The sequence below is a fragment of the Paenibacillus sp. NPDC093718 genome (assembly GCF_050279985.1).
GTDB lineage: Bacteria > Bacillota > Bacilli > Paenibacillales > Paenibacillaceae > Paenibacillus_AQ.
The window spans coordinates 88,271-105,208 of the sequence record NZ_JBNNUS010000006.1; the positions used below are offsets into that span (position 1 = coordinate 88,271).

At 50.8% G+C, this 16,938-nt stretch carries 13 protein-coding genes; all 13 read left to right on the top strand.

Features of this window, described 5'->3' with window-relative positions:
• Position 1 precedes the first annotated feature (1 nt).
• The 13 genes from ACQKPA_RS18740 to murD all read left to right on the top strand — a co-directional run bounded on the left by ACQKPA_RS18740 (position 2) and on the right by murD (position 16,909).
• Positions 2–997 (top strand): ABC transporter ATP-binding protein, encoded by a 996-nt coding sequence (locus tag ACQKPA_RS18740; RefSeq protein ID WP_076320625.1) that lies wholly within the window; start codon positions 2–4, stop codon positions 995–997.
• The gene (locus ACQKPA_RS18745; RefSeq protein ID WP_071222975.1) at positions 994–1,932 is read left to right on the top strand and encodes an ABC transporter ATP-binding protein; all 939 of its coding nucleotides are present in this window, start codon (positions 994–996) and stop codon (positions 1,930–1,932) included. The genes ACQKPA_RS18740 and ACQKPA_RS18745 overlap by 4 nt, the downstream gene beginning before the upstream one ends.
• A gap of 189 nt (positions 1,933–2,121) precedes the next feature.
• Positions 2,122–3,753 (top strand): bacillithiol biosynthesis cysteine-adding enzyme BshC, encoded by a 1,632-nt coding sequence (bshC, locus tag ACQKPA_RS18750; protein ID WP_427494058.1) that lies wholly within the window; start codon positions 2,122–2,124, stop codon positions 3,751–3,753.
• Positions 3,754–3,793: 40 nt separating this feature from the next.
• Positions 3,794–5,062 carry an adenosylhomocysteinase gene (locus ACQKPA_RS18755; RefSeq protein ID WP_427494059.1) on the top strand — a complete coding sequence of 423 codons (1,269 nt, stop codon included), beginning with the start codon at positions 3,794–3,796 and terminating at the stop codon, positions 5,060–5,062.
• 207 nt (positions 5,063–5,269) lie between these two features.
• Positions 5,270–5,707 (top strand): division/cell wall cluster transcriptional repressor MraZ, encoded by a 438-nt coding sequence (gene mraZ / locus ACQKPA_RS18760; RefSeq protein ID WP_427494060.1) that lies wholly within the window; start codon positions 5,270–5,272, stop codon positions 5,705–5,707.
• Positions 5,708–5,783: 76 nt separating this feature from the next.
• Complete coding sequence (rsmH, locus tag ACQKPA_RS18765) at positions 5,784–6,737, top strand: 16S rRNA (cytosine(1402)-N(4))-methyltransferase RsmH (RefSeq protein ID WP_427494061.1); 954 nt, start codon at positions 5,784–5,786, stop codon at positions 6,735–6,737.
• A gap of 33 nt (positions 6,738–6,770) precedes the next feature.
• Entirely contained in the window at positions 6,771–7,184 is a 414-nt protein-coding gene (locus tag ACQKPA_RS18770) for a cell division protein FtsL (RefSeq protein WP_071222979.1), read from the top strand.
• Positions 7,185–7,202: 18 nt separating this feature from the next.
• Positions 7,203–9,509: a penicillin-binding transpeptidase domain-containing protein gene (locus ACQKPA_RS18775; protein WP_427494062.1), complete on the top strand. Its 2,307-nt coding sequence runs from the start codon at positions 7,203–7,205 to the stop codon at positions 9,507–9,509.
• 86 nt (positions 9,510–9,595) lie between these two features.
• On the top strand, positions 9,596–11,539 hold the full coding sequence (locus ACQKPA_RS18780; protein ID WP_427494063.1) for a stage V sporulation protein D: 1,944 nt from the start codon (positions 9,596–9,598) through the stop codon (positions 11,537–11,539).
• A 60-nt stretch (positions 11,540–11,599) separates the two neighbouring features.
• Positions 11,600–13,084: a UDP-N-acetylmuramoyl-L-alanyl-D-glutamate--2,6-diaminopimelate ligase gene (locus ACQKPA_RS18785; protein ID WP_427494064.1), complete on the top strand. Its 1,485-nt coding sequence runs from the start codon at positions 11,600–11,602 to the stop codon at positions 13,082–13,084.
• Positions 13,084–14,502 carry a UDP-N-acetylmuramoyl-tripeptide--D-alanyl-D-alanine ligase gene (locus ACQKPA_RS18790; protein ID WP_427494065.1) on the top strand — a complete coding sequence of 473 codons (1,419 nt, stop codon included), beginning with the start codon at positions 13,084–13,086 and terminating at the stop codon, positions 14,500–14,502. The genes ACQKPA_RS18785 and ACQKPA_RS18790 overlap by 1 nt, the downstream gene beginning before the upstream one ends.
• 4 nt (positions 14,503–14,506) lie before the next feature.
• On the top strand, positions 14,507–15,472 hold the full coding sequence (mraY, locus tag ACQKPA_RS18795; RefSeq protein WP_216533902.1) for a phospho-N-acetylmuramoyl-pentapeptide-transferase: 966 nt from the start codon (positions 14,507–14,509) through the stop codon (positions 15,470–15,472).
• Between the two features lie 3 nt (positions 15,473–15,475).
• Complete coding sequence (murD, locus tag ACQKPA_RS18800) at positions 15,476–16,909, top strand: UDP-N-acetylmuramoyl-L-alanine--D-glutamate ligase (protein ID WP_427494066.1); 1,434 nt, start codon at positions 15,476–15,478, stop codon at positions 16,907–16,909.
• Positions 16,910–16,938: the final 29 nt, after the last annotated feature.

Below are 16,938 nucleotides of genomic sequence, written 5' to 3' on the forward strand. Positions count from 1 at the left end.
TATGGAACCGATCTTGCAGGTAAAGGACCTCAACGTATCGTTTCGTGTTCGCGGCGGTGAAGTAAAGGCAGTCCGCGGCATGAATTTTGAAGTCGGCAAGGGGGAGACGGTTGCCATCGTCGGTGAGTCCGGAAGCGGTAAAAGTGTTACCGCCCAGACCATTATGCGATTGATTCCGTCCCCGCCCTCAGAAATAAAAAAGGGTGAGGTCATTTTCCAAGGACAAGACCTTCTCAAAAAAACGAATAAACAGATGGAAGCGATTCGCGGCAAGGACATTGGAATGATCTTTCAGGATCCGATGACATCGCTGAATCCGACCATTAGAATAGGCAAACAAATCACAGAGGTGCTGATCAAGCACCAGGGGATGTCTTTCTCCGAAGCCAAAAAACACGCCATAGAAATGCTGAAGCTGGTGGGCATCAAAAATGCGGAGGAGCGCTTCAATCAGTATCCGCATGAGTTCTCCGGCGGTATGCGTCAGCGTGCGATGATCGCCATTGCGCTTGCATGTAAGCCGACCCTGCTGATTGCGGACGAACCGACAACGGCACTCGACGTGACCATTCAGGCACAGATTATGGACGTTATGAAGGAAATGCAGGAACGTTTGGGCACATCGATCATTCTGATCACGCATGACCTCGGCGTTGTTGCCGGCATGTGTGACCGTGTTATCGTCATGTATGCAGGTGAAGTGGTGGAAACGGGAACGAAATGGGAGATTTTCAAAAATCCGCAGCACCCTTACACCAAAGGTTTGCTTCGATCCATGCCGCGTCTGGATCAGAAGAAAGACGAACCGCTCATTCCGATTATCGGTACACCACCGGATCTGATTAAACCACCTGTAGGCTGTCCATTCGCCGCTCGCTGTGATGAAGCTATGCGAATTTGCGAAAGGGTGGATCCGGGCGCAACGGAATTCAGCGACACGCATATGGCGCGCTGCTGGAATCTGCATCCGATGGCGAAGGAGGCGCAAGGTTCATGAAGGATAACCACTTGATTGAGGTAAAAGGCCTGAAGAAGTATTTTAACGTGGGCAAAGGCCAGGTTCTTAAAGCGGTTGACGATCTGAATTTCTTTATTCGTGAAGGCGAAACGCTTGGTATGGTGGGAGAGTCGGGTTGCGGTAAATCCACTGCAGGACGGACGATTCTCCGCCTCTATGAGCCTACGGCCGGCAGCGTTAATTTTAACGGAACGGATATTTACAAGCTGTCTCCGGGCAAGATGAAGGCGATGCGCCGCGATATGCAGATGATCTTCCAGGATCCGTATGCCTCGCTGAACCCAAGATTCACGGTGTCGGATATTATCGGGGAAGCTCTGGATATTCACGGTATGGCCGGCAGCCGCGCCGAACGCAAGAAGCGTATTGAGGAGCTGCTGGATATGGTCGGCTTGAATAGTGACCACTCGACGCGCTACCCTCATGAATTCTCGGGCGGTCAGCGTCAACGGATCGGGATTGCCCGTGCTCTTGCGGTAAACCCTAAATTTATCATCTGTGACGAGCCGATCTCGGCGCTTGACGTTTCGATTCAGGCGCAGGTTGTTAACCTGCTGAAGGACTTGCAGGACCGACTTGGCCTGACCTATCTCTTCATTGCGCATGACCTGTCCATGGTTAAGCATATCAGTGACCGGGTAGCGGTTATGTATTTGGGTAAAATGGTGGAGCTGGCAGACAGTGAAGAGCTGTATGCAAATCCGATCCATCCTTACACCAAAACCTTGCTGTCCGCGATTCCGATTCCGGATCCGGAAATTGAGGCAAACAAAAAGCGTCTGAAGCTGGAAGATGATATGCAGGGGCCGATCTCAGCTGCCAAAGGCGAAGACGGAACGGTTCAACTGGACGTGAAGGATTCGGAATTGGTTGAAGTGTCCAAGGGACACTGGGTTGCAAAAGCATACGCTTGAATAAACGGACCTCAGTATGAGGAAGCAGCTTCAAGAATAGCCGCTGGCATCGTGCCGGCGGCTATTCTTTTCCTTTGACGCAGAATGCCAACATTCGGTACAATCAAGAAAGGCAAAATAATATAGAAGAAAATTAAATTTCAAGCACAATCTAGATTTGGTTGCGACGTAGAATAGGAGGCATACCTCATGAATATCGTTCCGGAACCATTATCCCTCGCTTCGCGTCTCGCTCAGGATTATATTCATCATTTCGACCGGGTAAGCGGGTTCTACGGTGAAGATTACCGCGGTGAGCACAGCTTTGCAGAGCGGGTACAATGGCTGGATCTTTCAGAAGACAAACGAATTCAGCGTAAAGCGCTGGCGGATTGTCTTCGGACGTACAATAAGAAACACAATGATCATCCCGCTGTACATAAATCACTCCAGCTTCTGGAGCAGCCAGGAACGGTTACGATGGTTGGTGGACAACAAAGCGGTTTGTTCACTGGACCTCTGCTTGTCATATATAAAGCAATTACCGTTATTCAAGCGGCCCGCGAGGCGGAAGAGCGCTTGAAACGTCCTGTCGTGCCTGTATTTTGGATCGCCGGGGAGGATCATGATTGGGATGAAGTAAATCATACGTACTTCCTGAATCAGGATCTGCAGCTTTCCAAGATCAAGCTTGATGCCAAGGACGGACTCAGGACGTCGGTTAGTTATACTGACGTTGCTGAGGAAGATTGGAATGCGATGCTGGCAGAGCTTCAGATTCAATTGGCAGACAGCGAATATAAGGCAGATCTGCTGAAGATGGCGAGGGAATCGCTGAACGGTTCGGCCGGGCTCAGCGAGGCATTCGCTAAACTGATCAGCTATATGTTCGGCAAATATGGGCTGATACTCCTGGATTCCGCAGACCCGGGACTTCGGGCGTTGGAAGTACCCATATTCGAATCTTTGATTACCCGCAACGAACAAACGGGACTTTCGTACCAGCAGGCTGCGAGGGATATCGCGGGTCAGGGTTATGAAGTCCAGGCTGATGTATCCGAGAATGGGGCTAACTTGTTCTACTTGCATGAAGGCAGACGCTTGCTGCTTTACCGAGAAGGGCGTGTATTCTCAGACCGGAAAGGCATCGTTTCGCTGACGGAAGATGAACTGCTTCGGGATTTGCATCAGCACCCTGAACGCTTCAGCAACAATGTGTTGACCCGTCCAATCATGCAGGATTCGCTGCTGCCCGTGCTCGGGACGATACTCGGTCCAGGCGAGATTTCCTATTGGGCGATTACGCGTTATGCATTCTCCGACTTGGGTTTGCAGATGCCGCTGATCATCCCGAGAATGTCATTCTCCATTGTAGATGGAACCGTCCATAAGCTGATGGAGAAATACGGATTGTCCTTCGAGGATGTCCAGCTTCGCTTGTCGGAGAAGCGTGAGGCTTGGCTTGCCAGCAAGGACGAGCTGAATTTGGAAGCGCGATTCAGTCAAACCCGGGAACAATTTGAAGCATTATATCAGCCTTTAATAGAAGATCTTGGCAAAATGCAAAGTGGACTGTTAAAATTAGGTCTAACCAATAAAGATAAAATATTGGAGCAGATGGATTACCTGTTAAGTAAATCCCGGAATGCATTGGAACAGCAGCATGAGGCCGCACTGGCACAGTGGAAGCGTATTGAACAGACGTTGTTGCCGGAAGGGAAACCTCAGGAGAGGGTATACAACATTCTGGAATACATGAATCGTTATGGATTGAATCTGGTGGATCGCCTGATGGATATCCCATACGCTGCTTCGGGCATTCACAGGGTCGTTTACGTATAACGATCAGGAATTCAAACATCAGATCATAGGAGGCCGTTAAATGAGCTCATCATCCATACAAACCAGCAATATTACCGACTTGAAACTGGCACCGGAAGGTCATTTGAAAATTGATTGGGTCCAGGCGCATATGCCGGTACTGAACCGGGTGCGTGAACAATTCGAGAAAGAACAGCCATTCAAAGGGTTGAAAGTCGCCATCTCCTTGCATTTGGAAGCCAAGACCGCTTATCTGGCCAAAGTCATTCAGGCCGGCGGCGCTGAAGTGACGATTACGGGAAGTAATCCGCTGTCAACTCAAGATGATGTATGTGCCGCATTGGTAGAAGACGGGATCACGGTGTTTGCCAAGTATAACCCGGATCCTAAGGAATACAAGCAGCATCTCATTTCAACACTGGAGACCAGACCGGATCTGATCATCGACGATGGCGGGGATCTCGTTACGATCCTGCACTCCGAACGTACCGATCTGCTTGAAGGAATTCGGGGCGGAGCGGAAGAGACAACGACAGGCATCCTGCGCCTGAAATCTTTGGAGAAAGAAGGCTCTCTGAAATTTCCGATGGTTGCCGTGAACGATGCATATTGCAAATACTTGTTTGATAACCGTTACGGTACCGGACAATCGGTCTGGGACGGAATTAACCGGACGACCAACCTGGTGGTTGCAGGCAAGACGGTTGTTGTTGTAGGGTATGGCTGGTGCGGCAAGGGTGTGGCCATGCGTGCCAAAGGTCTGGGTGCCAACGTTATTGTGACCGAGATTGATGCGATTAAGGCCGTTGAGGCTTATATGGACGGCTTCCGCGTCATGCCAATGCGCGAAGCGGCCAAATTGGGAGACTTCTTTGTAACCGTCACGGGTAACCGCGATGTCATCAGCGGGGAAGACTTTGATGTCATGAAGGACGGTGCCATTTTATCTAATGCCGGTCACTTCGATGTGGAAGTCAATAAACCGGATTTGTCAGAACGGTCTCAATCGGTTCGGACGGTTCGGCGCAATATCGAAGAATATCACCTGAAAGATGGCCGTAAGATTTATTTGCTTGCCGAAGGCCGTTTGGTGAATCTGGCGGCAGGTGACGGACATCCGGCGGAAATTATGGATATGACGTTTGCGCTTCAGGCACTGTCGCTCAAACACGTGAATGATCAGTATAAGAACATCGGTAACCGCGTTGTAAATGTTCCTTACGAATTGGATGAACAGGTTGCCTTATATAAACTGGAAAGTCTAGGTATTACAATCGACAGCCTGAGCGCTGAGCAGAAGTCTTACTTGGACAGCTGGGCTCAGCACTAAACAGCAGCAGCTTTAGATCATTTGCAAACCTCCTTTCCATCCCCAAGCGGGATGAAAGGAGGTTTTTTGTGCGAATGTTCTGAGAGAAAGTTCCAAAAAAACAAATGCTCGTTAGAAGGTATTTGATTCTTGACGCCGAATCTATTATCCTAAAGTGGTGGAAAGTGGTGCAAAGTGGGGAATCGGGGTTAAGGGGTGGAGTGCCTGATGTTCATGGGGGAGTTTCAACATAGCATCGACGATAAAGGGAGAATCATTATTCCTGCTAAGTTTCGTGACCTCCTGGGCACCTCGTTTATCGTAACCCGCGGATTGGACAATTGCCTCTTTGTATACCCCAAAGATGAATGGGCCATCATGGAACAGAAGCTCAAATCCCTGCCGCTCATGAAGTCGGATGCACGTGCATTCACCCGGTTTTTTTTCTCCGGGGCGACGGAATGTGAATGGGATAAACAGGGAAGGGTAAATTTGCCGGGCAATTTGCGCGAGTTCGCCAAGCTCGAGAAGGAATGCGTCGTCATCGGCGTATCGAGCCGAGTGGAGATCTGGAGCAAGGAGCAGTGGCAGAGTTACTATCAGCAGTCGGAGGAAGCATTCAATGACATTGCTGAGAAGCTGGTGGATTTTGATTTTGATTTATAACCAGCTGGGAACATCGTATTGAAATGGACAAGTTACACTTAAAATCATGAATGAGACACAATGGAGGGCTGCAGCTTTGTTCCATCACATCACAGTGCTTAAGCAAGAAGCGACAGAAGGGCTGCGCATCAAACCAGACGGTATATATGTTGACTGTACGCTCGGGGGAGCAGGGCACAGCTCGCTGATTGCTTCCCAACTAAGTTCGAAAGGTCGGTTAATCGCATTGGATCAGGATGACTGGGCATTGAATAACGCCCGGGAAGTCATGAAGCCGTATGTGGACCGGATCACGCTCGTCAAAACCAATTTTCGTGATTTGGAGGAGGTGCTCCGAAACGAAGTGAAGGTTGACGAGAACGGGCAGCCGCAAGTTGACGGTATACTGTTCGATTTGGGCGTATCTTCTCCGCAGTTCGATGAAGGGGAGAGAGGGTTTAGTTACAATCATGATGCCCCGCTGGATATGCGGATGGATCAATCCGCCGAGCTTACCGCAGCCAAGATTGTAAACGAATGGCCGGAACAGGAAATCGCGCGAATATTGTATGAATACGGCGAAGAGAAATTTTCAAGGCGAATTGCCAAGGTCATTGTTGAAAGAAGGGCACAGGGTCCTATTCAGACAACCGGCGAGCTTGTCGAAATGATTAAGGAAGGGATTCCGGCCGCAGCTCGGAGAACGGGCGGCCACCCGGCCAAACGAAGCTTTCAAGCGTTTCGGATTGCGGTAAATGATGAGCTTGGCGCATTCAAAGACGCGCTTCACCAAGCCGTGAGATGTCTTGCACCGGGAGGAAGAGTGTCGGTCATCACGTTTCACTCGCTCGAAGACCGGATATGCAAACAGATTTTTAACAGTTACATTCCCAAGTGTACGTGCCCTCCAGATTTTCCGATGTGTGTATGCGGAGGCGGCCAAGGTGAGCTGAAGTTGGTGAACCGCAAACCGCTTATCCCCTCTGCGGAGGAGATTGAGAGTAATCCAAGGGCGCGTTCGGCGAAGCTGCGGATTGCGGAGAAACTGTAGAAACATAAAATCCCTGAAGAAGGAGAATCAGCCATGGCTTACACGCGCGGCAATTTAGCCGTACAGGAGAGACAGAAGGAAACGCAGCAGTCCGCTTATCTCGAGAAGACAAAAGTCGTCAAACGTCGTTCCCAGCTTCCGCAAAAAGAAAAGCTGTTGTATTTGCTGTCCGTGGTATTTGTGGTTGCCGTCATGGGTGTCATTGGCATGAGTCATGTTCATTCCTATGACTTGAACCGGCAGATCCAGTCGACGGAAAATAAGACACTCGAAGCTAAACGAAATATCAATCAGCTTCAGGTTGAAAAGCAAACACTGGAGACGCAAATATTGGACAAGGCGAAAGAGCTGGGTTATGTCCCTATTGATGATAATAATACAATCCATCTATCACCGGTCTCGGGGTCATCCGAGACACAGAATTCGGACTCGGGACAAAATGATTGAAGTGTGAGGTTTTGACCGATGATAAAAAAAATCAAACTGCGTACCGTGCTAATAGGGGGATGTATAACCCTCTTTTTTGCTTTATTGATTGGTCGGGTGTTTTGGCTGCAGGTGATCGATAACGACTTCTGGAAGGAACAAGCTTTATCGAAATGGTCGCGTAAACAGGATCTTCCGGCCACGCGAGGAACGATCACGGATCGGGACGGCGATATTCTTGCCATGGATGCGCCTGCCTTTACGGTTATTGTGAATCCTGCGGTCATTCAGGCTAACGGCATGGAGAATGAGGTCGTTAAAGGACTGCACGAAACTCTCGGCAAGGATGAGGACAAGCTTCGTGAAATGGTTCAAGCCAAAGGCAAGGATGGGGAATACCTTAAGGGCGTGGAAGTCCGCAATGAAGGATGGAAGATTGACAAGGAGAAGATGGAAGAGGTCAAAGCGTTCAGCGAAAGCTTAAATGATAAATTGAAGGCCGCAGGCAAAGTTCCCGATTCGGGCATCGGCTTTCAGCGAGAGTCAAAACGATATTATCCACAAAAAACAGTAGCTGCACATATCTTGGGCTATACCGATCGTCAGGGTAAGGGGATCGGAGGCATTGAGCAATATTATGACGACACGCTGAAGGGAACCGATGGATTCGCTTCTTACAAGAGTGACAAGAAAGGGGTCAAGCTTCCGAGCGAGGACGATTTATACCAGCCTGCAATAAATGGGAAAAATTTAGTACTGACGACAGACGATACAATCCAGTATTATATCGAGGAAGCGATGCGCGACACTTATAACCAATATAAACCAATCAGTATGACGGTAATCGCTGCGGATCCGAACACGATGGAAATACTGGGGATGGCCAATATGCCGACTTTTGATCCCAATACATATTCGAAATGGAATCAAAAGAATTTTATCAATCATGCCGTGCGGTCCATTTATGAGCCGGGATCGACCTTCAAAATTGTTACGCTGGCCAGCGCAGTGCAGGAGAAGCTGTTTAACCCGGGCGCTATTTATCAATCCGGATCCATAAGAGCGGGTGGAAGAACCCACGAGGACATTAACAGCGTAGGCTGGGGCCCTATCACCTACCTGGAAGGTGTGAAAAGGTCGAGTAACGTGGCATTTGTAAAATTGGGCTACGAAATGCTCGGCAAGGAGCGATTTACCAACTACATTCGGGATTTTGGGTTTACGCAGAAAACGGAAATAGACCTTCCGGGGGAAATTCTAGGCACCTTAAATATGACGTATGATTACGATATTTCAACCATGACCTATGGTTACGCCGTATCCGTAACGCCTATTCAACAGATTGCGGCCATTTCAGCCGTCGCCAACGGCGGCAAGCTCATGAAGCCTCACATGGTGAAGCAGATTGAGGACCCTAACACCGGCAAGGTTGAGAAAATCGAGCCGGAAGTCGTGCGTCAGGTCATTTCTCCTGAAGCAGCAAGAGAAACCGGGACTTACCTTGAGCAGGTTGTAGCCGACCAATTAAATGGTACAGGTAAGCTAGCATATATTGACGGCTACCGTGTTGCGGGCAAAACCGGTACCGCGATTAAATCAGGCGGCGGCTATAAAGACCGTTCGAAACAAGTGGTTTCGTTCATCGGGTACGCTCCTGTCGAGAATCCGAAGATTGCCGTGCTGGTCATTATCGACGAACCGAATGTGGAACAAGGCGGCGGTAAGCTGGCAGCACCTATATTCAAAGAAATTGTATCCAAGACATTGAATTATTGGGGCGTTCCCAAATCGAATGCAAAGCAGGATAAAGAACAATCGAATTCAGGATCGACGCTGAAGGATTCCCTGAAAGCACTGGATTTTACGGGGTTGAAGCTAAGCGACGTAAAAGCCAAGCTGCTGAAGGATGGGGTGGCATTTGAGACCTTGGGCAATGGAAGCACGGTGAAGGAACAATACCCGCCTGCCAATGCGATCATTAGTGCAGGTCAAAGGATCTATCTTCTTACAGAGGATAGTCCAACGATGAAAATCCCGAATTTAGAGGGTGAATCGCTTAGGGACGCCATGGAAGTGCTCACCTTGATGAAAGTAAAGGTTAACGTTCAGGGTGAGGGCTACGTTGTTTCGCAATTGGAAGCCAAGGAGAATGGTCAGCGAATCGTGCAGTTAACGCTCAAATCGGCTCAAGAGTTGATAACGGGAAGCAGCAGTTCCGATGAAACTTCCTCCGTTGGCAGCGAAAATGCGAACGGGGAAGAAACCGATGGAAAAGAGTCGGAAGGAACTGCCGATAACGATGCCGAGGCAACCGACCAAGGACAAGGCAAGACAGAAGGGAAATAGCTTGTTCTAACCCGGGTTTGTCCCGAATACTCATGTGAAGAACGCATATCATGAGCTTTCGGGTTCAAACAGGGAGGGAAGCTTAGGTGAAAGTATCCAAGGTATCGCAGCGGAGAAGGCTGCTCTGGAGCCTGCTGCTGCTGCTCCTGCTGTTCTCAGCACTGATCATCAGACTGGCTTATGTGCAGATTGGGAAAGGCGCGGAGCTGTCGGCGAAGGCGGAGGATCTCTGGCGCCGCGACATTCCTTTTGCGGCACAACGTGGTGAAATTTTGGATCGTAACGGAACCGCATTGGTTACGAATATAACGACACCGACCATTTGGGCGATTCCTGTACAAATCAAAGATCCGGACCATACGGCCGAAACCTTGGCCGGGCTTATCAACATGAACAAAGCCGATATCAAGAAAATTATTACGAAACGTTCGAGGTTGGAACGGATAAATCCCGGTGGACGAAAAATTACGATGGAGCTGGCTCAGGAAATTCGTGATTTGAAGCTGCCGGGTATCGTTGTTGCTGAGGATAACAAACGGTATTATCCATATGGCGATCTGGCAGCCCATATTTTGGGGTTCACGGGGGCCTACAGTCAGGGACTTACCGGCTTGGAGGCCATGCATGACGACAAGCTGAAAGGCTTCGAAGGCGGAATATCCTATCTGTCCGATGCAGGCGGGAGAATAATGCCGGGCTCCTCGGAGAAGTATGTCGAGCCTCGTGATGGTCTGAATCTGGAGCTAACGATCGATAAATCGATTCAATCCATTATGGAGCGGGAGCTTGATCAAGCCATGGTGAAGTATCAGGCGAATGGGGCTTGGTCGATCGCCATGAATCCCAAGACTGGCGAGATTTTGGCGATGGCCAGCAGGCCAGGGTATTCTCCTGCCAATTACCAGGAGTTTTCAGCCGAGACGTACAACCGCAACCTGCCGATCTGGATGACCTATGAACCAGGCTCGACATTCAAGATTATTACGCTTGCCGCTGCCCTTGAAGAGGACAAGGTTGACCTGAAGAACGACCACTTCTTTGACAGTGGGGCGGTAGAGGTCGGTGGAGCGAGACTGCGCTGCTGGAAAAAAGGCGGCCATGGAAGCCAGACCTTCATGGAGGTTGTCCAGAACTCCTGCAACCCGGGGTTCGTGGCGTTAGGTCAGAAGCTGGGCAAGGAAAGCCTGTTTCAGTATATCCGCGATTTTGGCTTCGGTGCAAAGACGGGCATCGATTTGAATGGGGAAGAGAATGGGATCCTGTTCAAACTCGACAACGTCGGTCCTGTTGAGCTGGCGACAACGGCATTTGGGCAAGGAGTATCGGTTACGCCGATCCAGCAGGTTGCTGCAGTGTCCGCCGCCATTAACGGCGGCAAATTGTTTAAGCCGCATGTGGCCAAGGCGTGGGTTAATCCGGAAACGGGAGAGACGGTCGAGGAAATCAAGCCGGAGCTTGTCAGACAAGTGATCTCGGAGGAAACATCCAAGCAAGTGCGCGAGGCGCTCGAGAGCGTCGTCGCCAAAGGGACCGGACGCCCGGCCTTCATCGATGGCTATCGAGTCGGAGGGAAGACGGGAACCGCCCAGAAGGTTATTAACGGCCGGTACTCATCGACCGAGCATATCGTATCGTTCATCGGATTCGCGCCTGCCGATGATCCTGAGATTGTGGTGTACACGGCGGTAGATAATCCGAAGGGCATTCAATTCGGTGGTGTCGTGGCTGCTCCAATCGTGCAGAACATCCTGGAGGATGCGCTGCATTATATGAATGTTCCGCCGCGTAAAGACCAGCTTGCCCGTGAATACAAGTATGGAGAGACACCAACCGTGACTGTACCGAACCTGGTCGGAGCTACGGTTCAGGATCTGTATGAGGATCTGAATATGAATTTCATGCTGGCCAAGTCGGGGACCGGCAACACAGTTATTTCCCAGGCTCCGAAGCCGGGAAGCCGGGTGGAGCGTGGGTCTACCATTCGCATTTATATGGGCGAAGACCCGGAGGAATCCAAGCATGAACATTAAGGCATCATCCGGTTCACAAGCGAGGACGGATGATGCAGATATATAGAGAGAGGGATAACAATGAAATTGAAGCAATTATCATCCGTATTGGCTGCTGCTGTTATCGAAGGATCCGGAGAAGTTGAAATCACGGGGCTTGAAACAGACTCGAGACAAGTGAAAGCGGGGGATTTGTTCATTTGTCTGCCGGGCCATACGGTAGATGGACACCAGTTTGCAGCCCAGGCCGCTGACCAAGGCGCTACGGCATTGGTCGTTGAGCGAAAGCTTGAGGTCGACCTTCCGCAAGTCATCGTGAGGGACAGCCGCTTTGCGATGGCGGGTTTGGCGAACGCCTTTTATAATCAGCCGAGCTCCCGCATGAAGATGATTGGCGTAACCGGAACGAACGGCAAGACTACGACAACGTATTTGATCGAGACGATCATGAATGATTACGGTTTGAAGACCGGCTTGATCGGCACGATTCAGATGAAATACGACGGCCAGTCATTCCCGATGCCAAGAACGACGCCAGAGGCGCTGGAGCTCCAGCGTTATTTGAACGATATGGCGAACGCAGGCACCGAGTGCTGCGTGATGGAGGTATCCTCGCATGCGCTCGAACAGGGGCGGGTGAAGGGAACGGACTTCCGAACGGCTATATTCACAAACCTGACGCAGGATCATCTGGACTACCATCATACGATGGAAGAATATCGCGGGGCAAAAGGGTTATTTTTCTCCCGGCTGGGCAACGCTTTTGCCAAGGATGAACCATCACGCAAATATGCCGTCCTGAATGCGGATGATGAGGCTTCGGCTTATTTTGCCAAGCAGACGGCGGCGGAAGTGATTACCTATGGTTTGGGAAAAGATGCGGATATACGGGCAAGCAACATCTCGATCACCGCTCAAGGCACCTCGTTCCATGTGGATACCTTCCGCGGCAGTGCGGATATTTCGATTCGAATGGTAGGGAAGTTCAACGTGTATAATGCCATGGCCGCGATCGCTGCCGCGCTTCTTGAGGGAGTCCCACTCGATAATATCAAGAACAGCCTGGAGTCCGTGCCCGGCGTTGACGGCCGCGTGGAGGTCGTGGATGAAGGTCAGCCGTATGCCGTGATTGTGGATTATGCGCATACGCCCGACGGACTCGAAAATGTACTGCGCACCGTTAATGAATTCGCTGAAGGCCGGGTGCTCACGGTATTCGGCTGCGGCGGCGACCGGGATCGGACCAAACGGCCAATCATGGGTAAAATTGCCGCGAAATATAGCGATATTGTATTGGTGACTTCCGATAATCCCCGCACGGAAGATCCGGATTTGATCCTGAAGGATATCGAAGCCGGCTTGATTGAGGACGGAGTGTCAACAGAAAGCTACAAGCTCATCGTTGATCGCCGGAAAGCGATTGAAAAGGCTATTGAAATGGCAAGCCCGGGCGATGTAGTATTGATTGCGGGGAAAGGTCATGAGACCTACCAGCTGATTGCGGGCGAAGTGCTAGATTTTGACGACCGCATCGTAGCCAAAGACGCGATAAGGGGCAGACAATAGTGATCCATAAATCATTAAAGAGCATCGCCGACATGTGCGGCGGGACGCTCTCACGTAACCAAGATGACAATATTATCATTCAAGGGGTCGGTACCGACTCCCGAACCGTACAGCCGGGAAATTTGTTTGTTCCGATTGTTGGCGAGAAATTTGACGGGCATGCGTTCGCGCAGAGCGTGCTCGCCAGCGGAGCCGGCGCAGTGCTCTGGCAGAGAGATCATCAACCGATTCCCGACCTGCCGCTCATTCTCGTGGACGATACGTTAACGGCGCTCCAGTCGCTTGCGGCTTCCTATTTGTCCGAGAGCAGCGCCAAGGTGGTGGGCATAACCGGCAGCAACGGGAAAACCACCGTGAAGGACATGGTGTCAGCACTACTTGAAACCACGTTTAACGTTCACAAGACGCAAGGCAATTACAACAATCATATCGGTCTTCCGTTAACCGTACTCGCGATGAAGGAAGATACCGATATTGTCGTGCTTGAGATGGGCATGAGCGGACGTCATGAGATTGAACTTCTTTCGACCATTGCTCGTCCGGATATAACGGTGATTACCAATGTAGGGGAAGCGCATATGCTTCAGCTCGGTTCGCGCGAAGAAATCGCCCGCGCCAAGCTTGAAATTATTAGCGGCATGAAGCCGGGCGGCTTGCTGATCTACCATGGGGACGAACCGTTGATCCGCCAGGTGCTTGCTGAAGAAACTACGGTGAAGCCAGAAGGGCTTCGGACATTTACGTTTGGCAATCAAGAAACCAATGACGATTATCCGACGGGACTTATGTTCCATGCAAGAGGAATCATCTTCACTTCGAACCGGCATGCGGGTGAAGGCTTTAGCTTGCCGCTTCTCGGGCGTCATAACGTAGTCAACGCGCTTGCGGCGATGGCTGTAGCGGCCCATTTGGGAATCGGCGATGAAGCTATTCGCAGCGGGTTTGCCAATCTGAAACTGTCGAGCATGCGGATCGAAGCCGTGGAGACTGCGTTTGGAGTCACCGTGCTGAACGATGCTTACAATTCGAGTCCTACCGCGGCCAAGGCTGCATTGGACGTGCTTGGGGATATGAAAGGCTACCACCGGCGAATTGCCGTTCTCGGGGACATGCTGGAACTTGGTCAGCGTGAAGAGGAATTCCATGCCGAGATTGGAGATTGCTTATCTCCGGACAACGCGGATCTTGTGTTCACCTACGGCCCATTGTCGCTTCACACGGCGAATAAAGCGAAAGATCGCTTCCCTGAAGGGGCAGTGCTTCCGTTTACGGATAAAGAAAAACTGATCGAAGCCTTGCTGGAGCGGGTAACGGAGAAGGATATCGTATTGGTGAAAGCCTCGCGCGGCATGAGGCTGGAACACGTGGTTGACGCCTTGAAGGCCCTGCCTGGCGGCAACAACGGAGTGAGGGGGTGAGCTGATGGACTTTCAATTGCTGTTGTTGACAATCGGTGTAGCGTTTGTGCTTGCGGTGATATCGGCTCCGCTGCTCATTCCGCTGCTGCGGCGGATGAAGTTCGGCCAGCAGGTTAGGAACGACGGTCCGCAGAGCCACTTGAAAAAAGCAGGAACGCCAACGATGGGCGGCGTTGTGATTTTGCTTGCTTTTACACTGACTTATATTAAATTTTCTCCAGTCGATACTGATTTCTATGTGATGATCGTAGCGACGCTCGGCTTCGGTTTGATCGGCTTTCTTGACGACTATATTAAGATCGTATTTCGCAGATCATTAGGACTCACGGCCAGGCAGAAGCTGTTTGGACAGCTTCTGTTTTCCGGTATTATGTGCTGGCTGTTGATCTCCAACGGTCATAGCACGGCGATAAGCGTTCCAGGAATGGATTGGTCCTTTGATTGGGGGCCGTGGTTCTATTATCCGTTCATCGTGGTCATGATGCTTGCCATCAGCAACGCGGTTAATTTCACCGATGGAGTGGATGGTCTTTTGTCCGGTGTCAGCGCGATTGCCTTTGGTGCTTATGCCATTGTGGCGATCCAGTCTACTTCGTTCGCGGCGGCATTCTGCGCAGCGGCGATGATCGGTGCGGTTCTCGGTTTCCTGGTATTTAACGCTCACCCTGCCAAAGTGTTCATGGGAGATACAGGGTCTTTAGGAATCGGGGGCGCTATTGGCGCCATAGCGATCGTAACCAAGAGCGAGCTGCTGTTCCTCATTATTGGCGGGGTATTCGTCATAGAGATGTTATCCGTTGTGCTTCAGGTGGTTTCCTTCAAAACCCGAGGCAAGCGAATATTCAAAATGAGCCCGATCCATCACCATTATGAATTATCCGGGTGGTCGGAGTGGCGCGTCGTCTTTACATTTTGGGCCGTGGGACTGATACTTGCGGGACTCGGACTTTATATCAACAAGGGGTTGTAACATATGAAGCAGCTAGAAGATTATCGGGATAAGCTTATCGTCGTACTGGGACTGGCCAAAAGCGGAGTACAGGTAGCTAAAGTGCTCCATGAAGCCGGAGCTTCCGTCATTGTGAACGATAGAAAGGAAAGAGAACAGTGTCCTGAAGCTTCGGAGCTCGAGGCTTTGGGTATTTCTGTTATTTGCGGTGGACATCCCGATGATCTTATTCATCCCGGTGTGACGCTTCTTGTCAAAAATCCCGGAATTCCGTATTCCGCCCCGCCTGTTCAAAAAGCGCTGGAGCTTAAGATTCCTGTCGTGACCGAAGTTGAAATCGCCTATCACTTGTGTGAAGCACCGATCATCGGCATTACAGGCTCGAATGGCAAAACAACAACGACAACCTGGGTAGGCAAGCTGCTGGAAAGCGCTGGTCTTTCCCCGATTGTAGCCGGTAATATCGGCACGCCTCTATCCGAGGCTGCAGCAGAAGCAACTGAAAACAATTGGATGGTTGTTGAACTGAGCAGCTTTCAATTAAAAGGAACAGAGGAGTTCAGGCCGCGTATTGCCTGCCTTCTCAACATTGCGGAAACGCATCTTGATTACCATGGCGGGATGGATGATTATGTTGCATCCAAAGCCAAGCTGTTCGCCAACCAGACTGCGGATGATACCGCTGTGCTCAATTGGGATGATCCCGTGTGCAGAAACCTTGTTCCGTATATCAAGGCGCGCATCGTGCCTTTTTCGATGAGTGAGAGCCTTCGTGAAGGGGTTCACGTGATGCCGCCATATGTTGCCGGTACCCAGGACCCGGACGACGGCGATCAGGGGCGTATGCTGATCTATACAGATGGCGAAGGGTTTACGCATGAGATCATCCGTGTGGAGAACATCGGACTGCCCGGAAGATTTAATGTAGGGAATGCATTGGCTGCCTGTGCGATCGCCATAGCGGCCGGCGTTGCCCCCGATAAGCTGGAAGAAGCTTTATCCAGCTTCCGCGGTGTTGAGCATCGCCTGGAATACGTTGCCAAGCTTCAGGGCGTATCCTATTACAATAACTCGAAGGCAACGAACTCCAAGGCGACGCACATGGCATTGACTTCGTTCAAGGAGCCTATCGTATTAATCGCAGGCGGGCTTGACCGCGGGTCGGATTATGAGGAATTGATTCCTTCCTTGCAAGGACGGGTGAAAGCCGTCGTGCTTCTTGGCGAAACGAAGGAGAAAATCGCGAAGGCTGCTGCCAAAGCCGGATTAAAGGACATCTTCCTCGTCGATAATGGGAAGGACGCCGCCGCGACTTTGACCTCGGCTGTCCAGAAGGCTGCCGGGCTCGCAGAGAGCGGGGATATTGTTCTACTATCTCCCGCATGTGCGAGCTGGGACATGTTTCCTTCCTTCGAGGATCGAGGACGCATTTTTAAAGAGGCGGTGCATAACCTTTAAGTAGGGGGGTGGATAAGCCCCTACTAAGG

Bases quoted from the DNA above. Each gene is read 5' to 3' on its own strand.
- ACQKPA_RS18740 (WP_076320625.1), top strand. From the start codon at position 2: ATGGAACCGATCTTGCAGGTAAAGGACCTCAACGTATCGTTTCGTGTT.
- ACQKPA_RS18745 (WP_071222975.1), top strand. From the start codon at position 994: ATGAAGGATAACCACTTGATTGAGGTAAAAGGCCTGAAGAAGTATTTT.
- bshC (WP_427494058.1), top strand. From the start codon at position 2,122: ATGAATATCGTTCCGGAACCATTATCCCTCGCTTCGCGTCTCGCTCAG.
- ACQKPA_RS18755 (WP_427494059.1), top strand. From the start codon at position 3,794: ATGAGCTCATCATCCATACAAACCAGCAATATTACCGACTTGAAACTG.
- mraZ (WP_427494060.1), top strand. From the start codon at position 5,270: ATGTTCATGGGGGAGTTTCAACATAGCATCGACGATAAAGGGAGAATC.
- ACQKPA_RS18770 (WP_071222979.1), top strand. From the start codon at position 6,771: ATGGCTTACACGCGCGGCAATTTAGCCGTACAGGAGAGACAGAAGGAA.
- ACQKPA_RS18775 (WP_427494062.1), top strand. From the start codon at position 7,203: ATGATAAAAAAAATCAAACTGCGTACCGTGCTAATAGGGGGATGTATA.
- ACQKPA_RS18785 (WP_427494064.1), top strand. From the start codon at position 11,600: ATGAAATTGAAGCAATTATCATCCGTATTGGCTGCTGCTGTTATCGAA.
- mraY (WP_216533902.1), top strand. From the start codon at position 14,507: ATGGACTTTCAATTGCTGTTGTTGACAATCGGTGTAGCGTTTGTGCTT.
- murD (WP_427494066.1), top strand. From the start codon at position 15,476: ATGAAGCAGCTAGAAGATTATCGGGATAAGCTTATCGTCGTACTGGGA.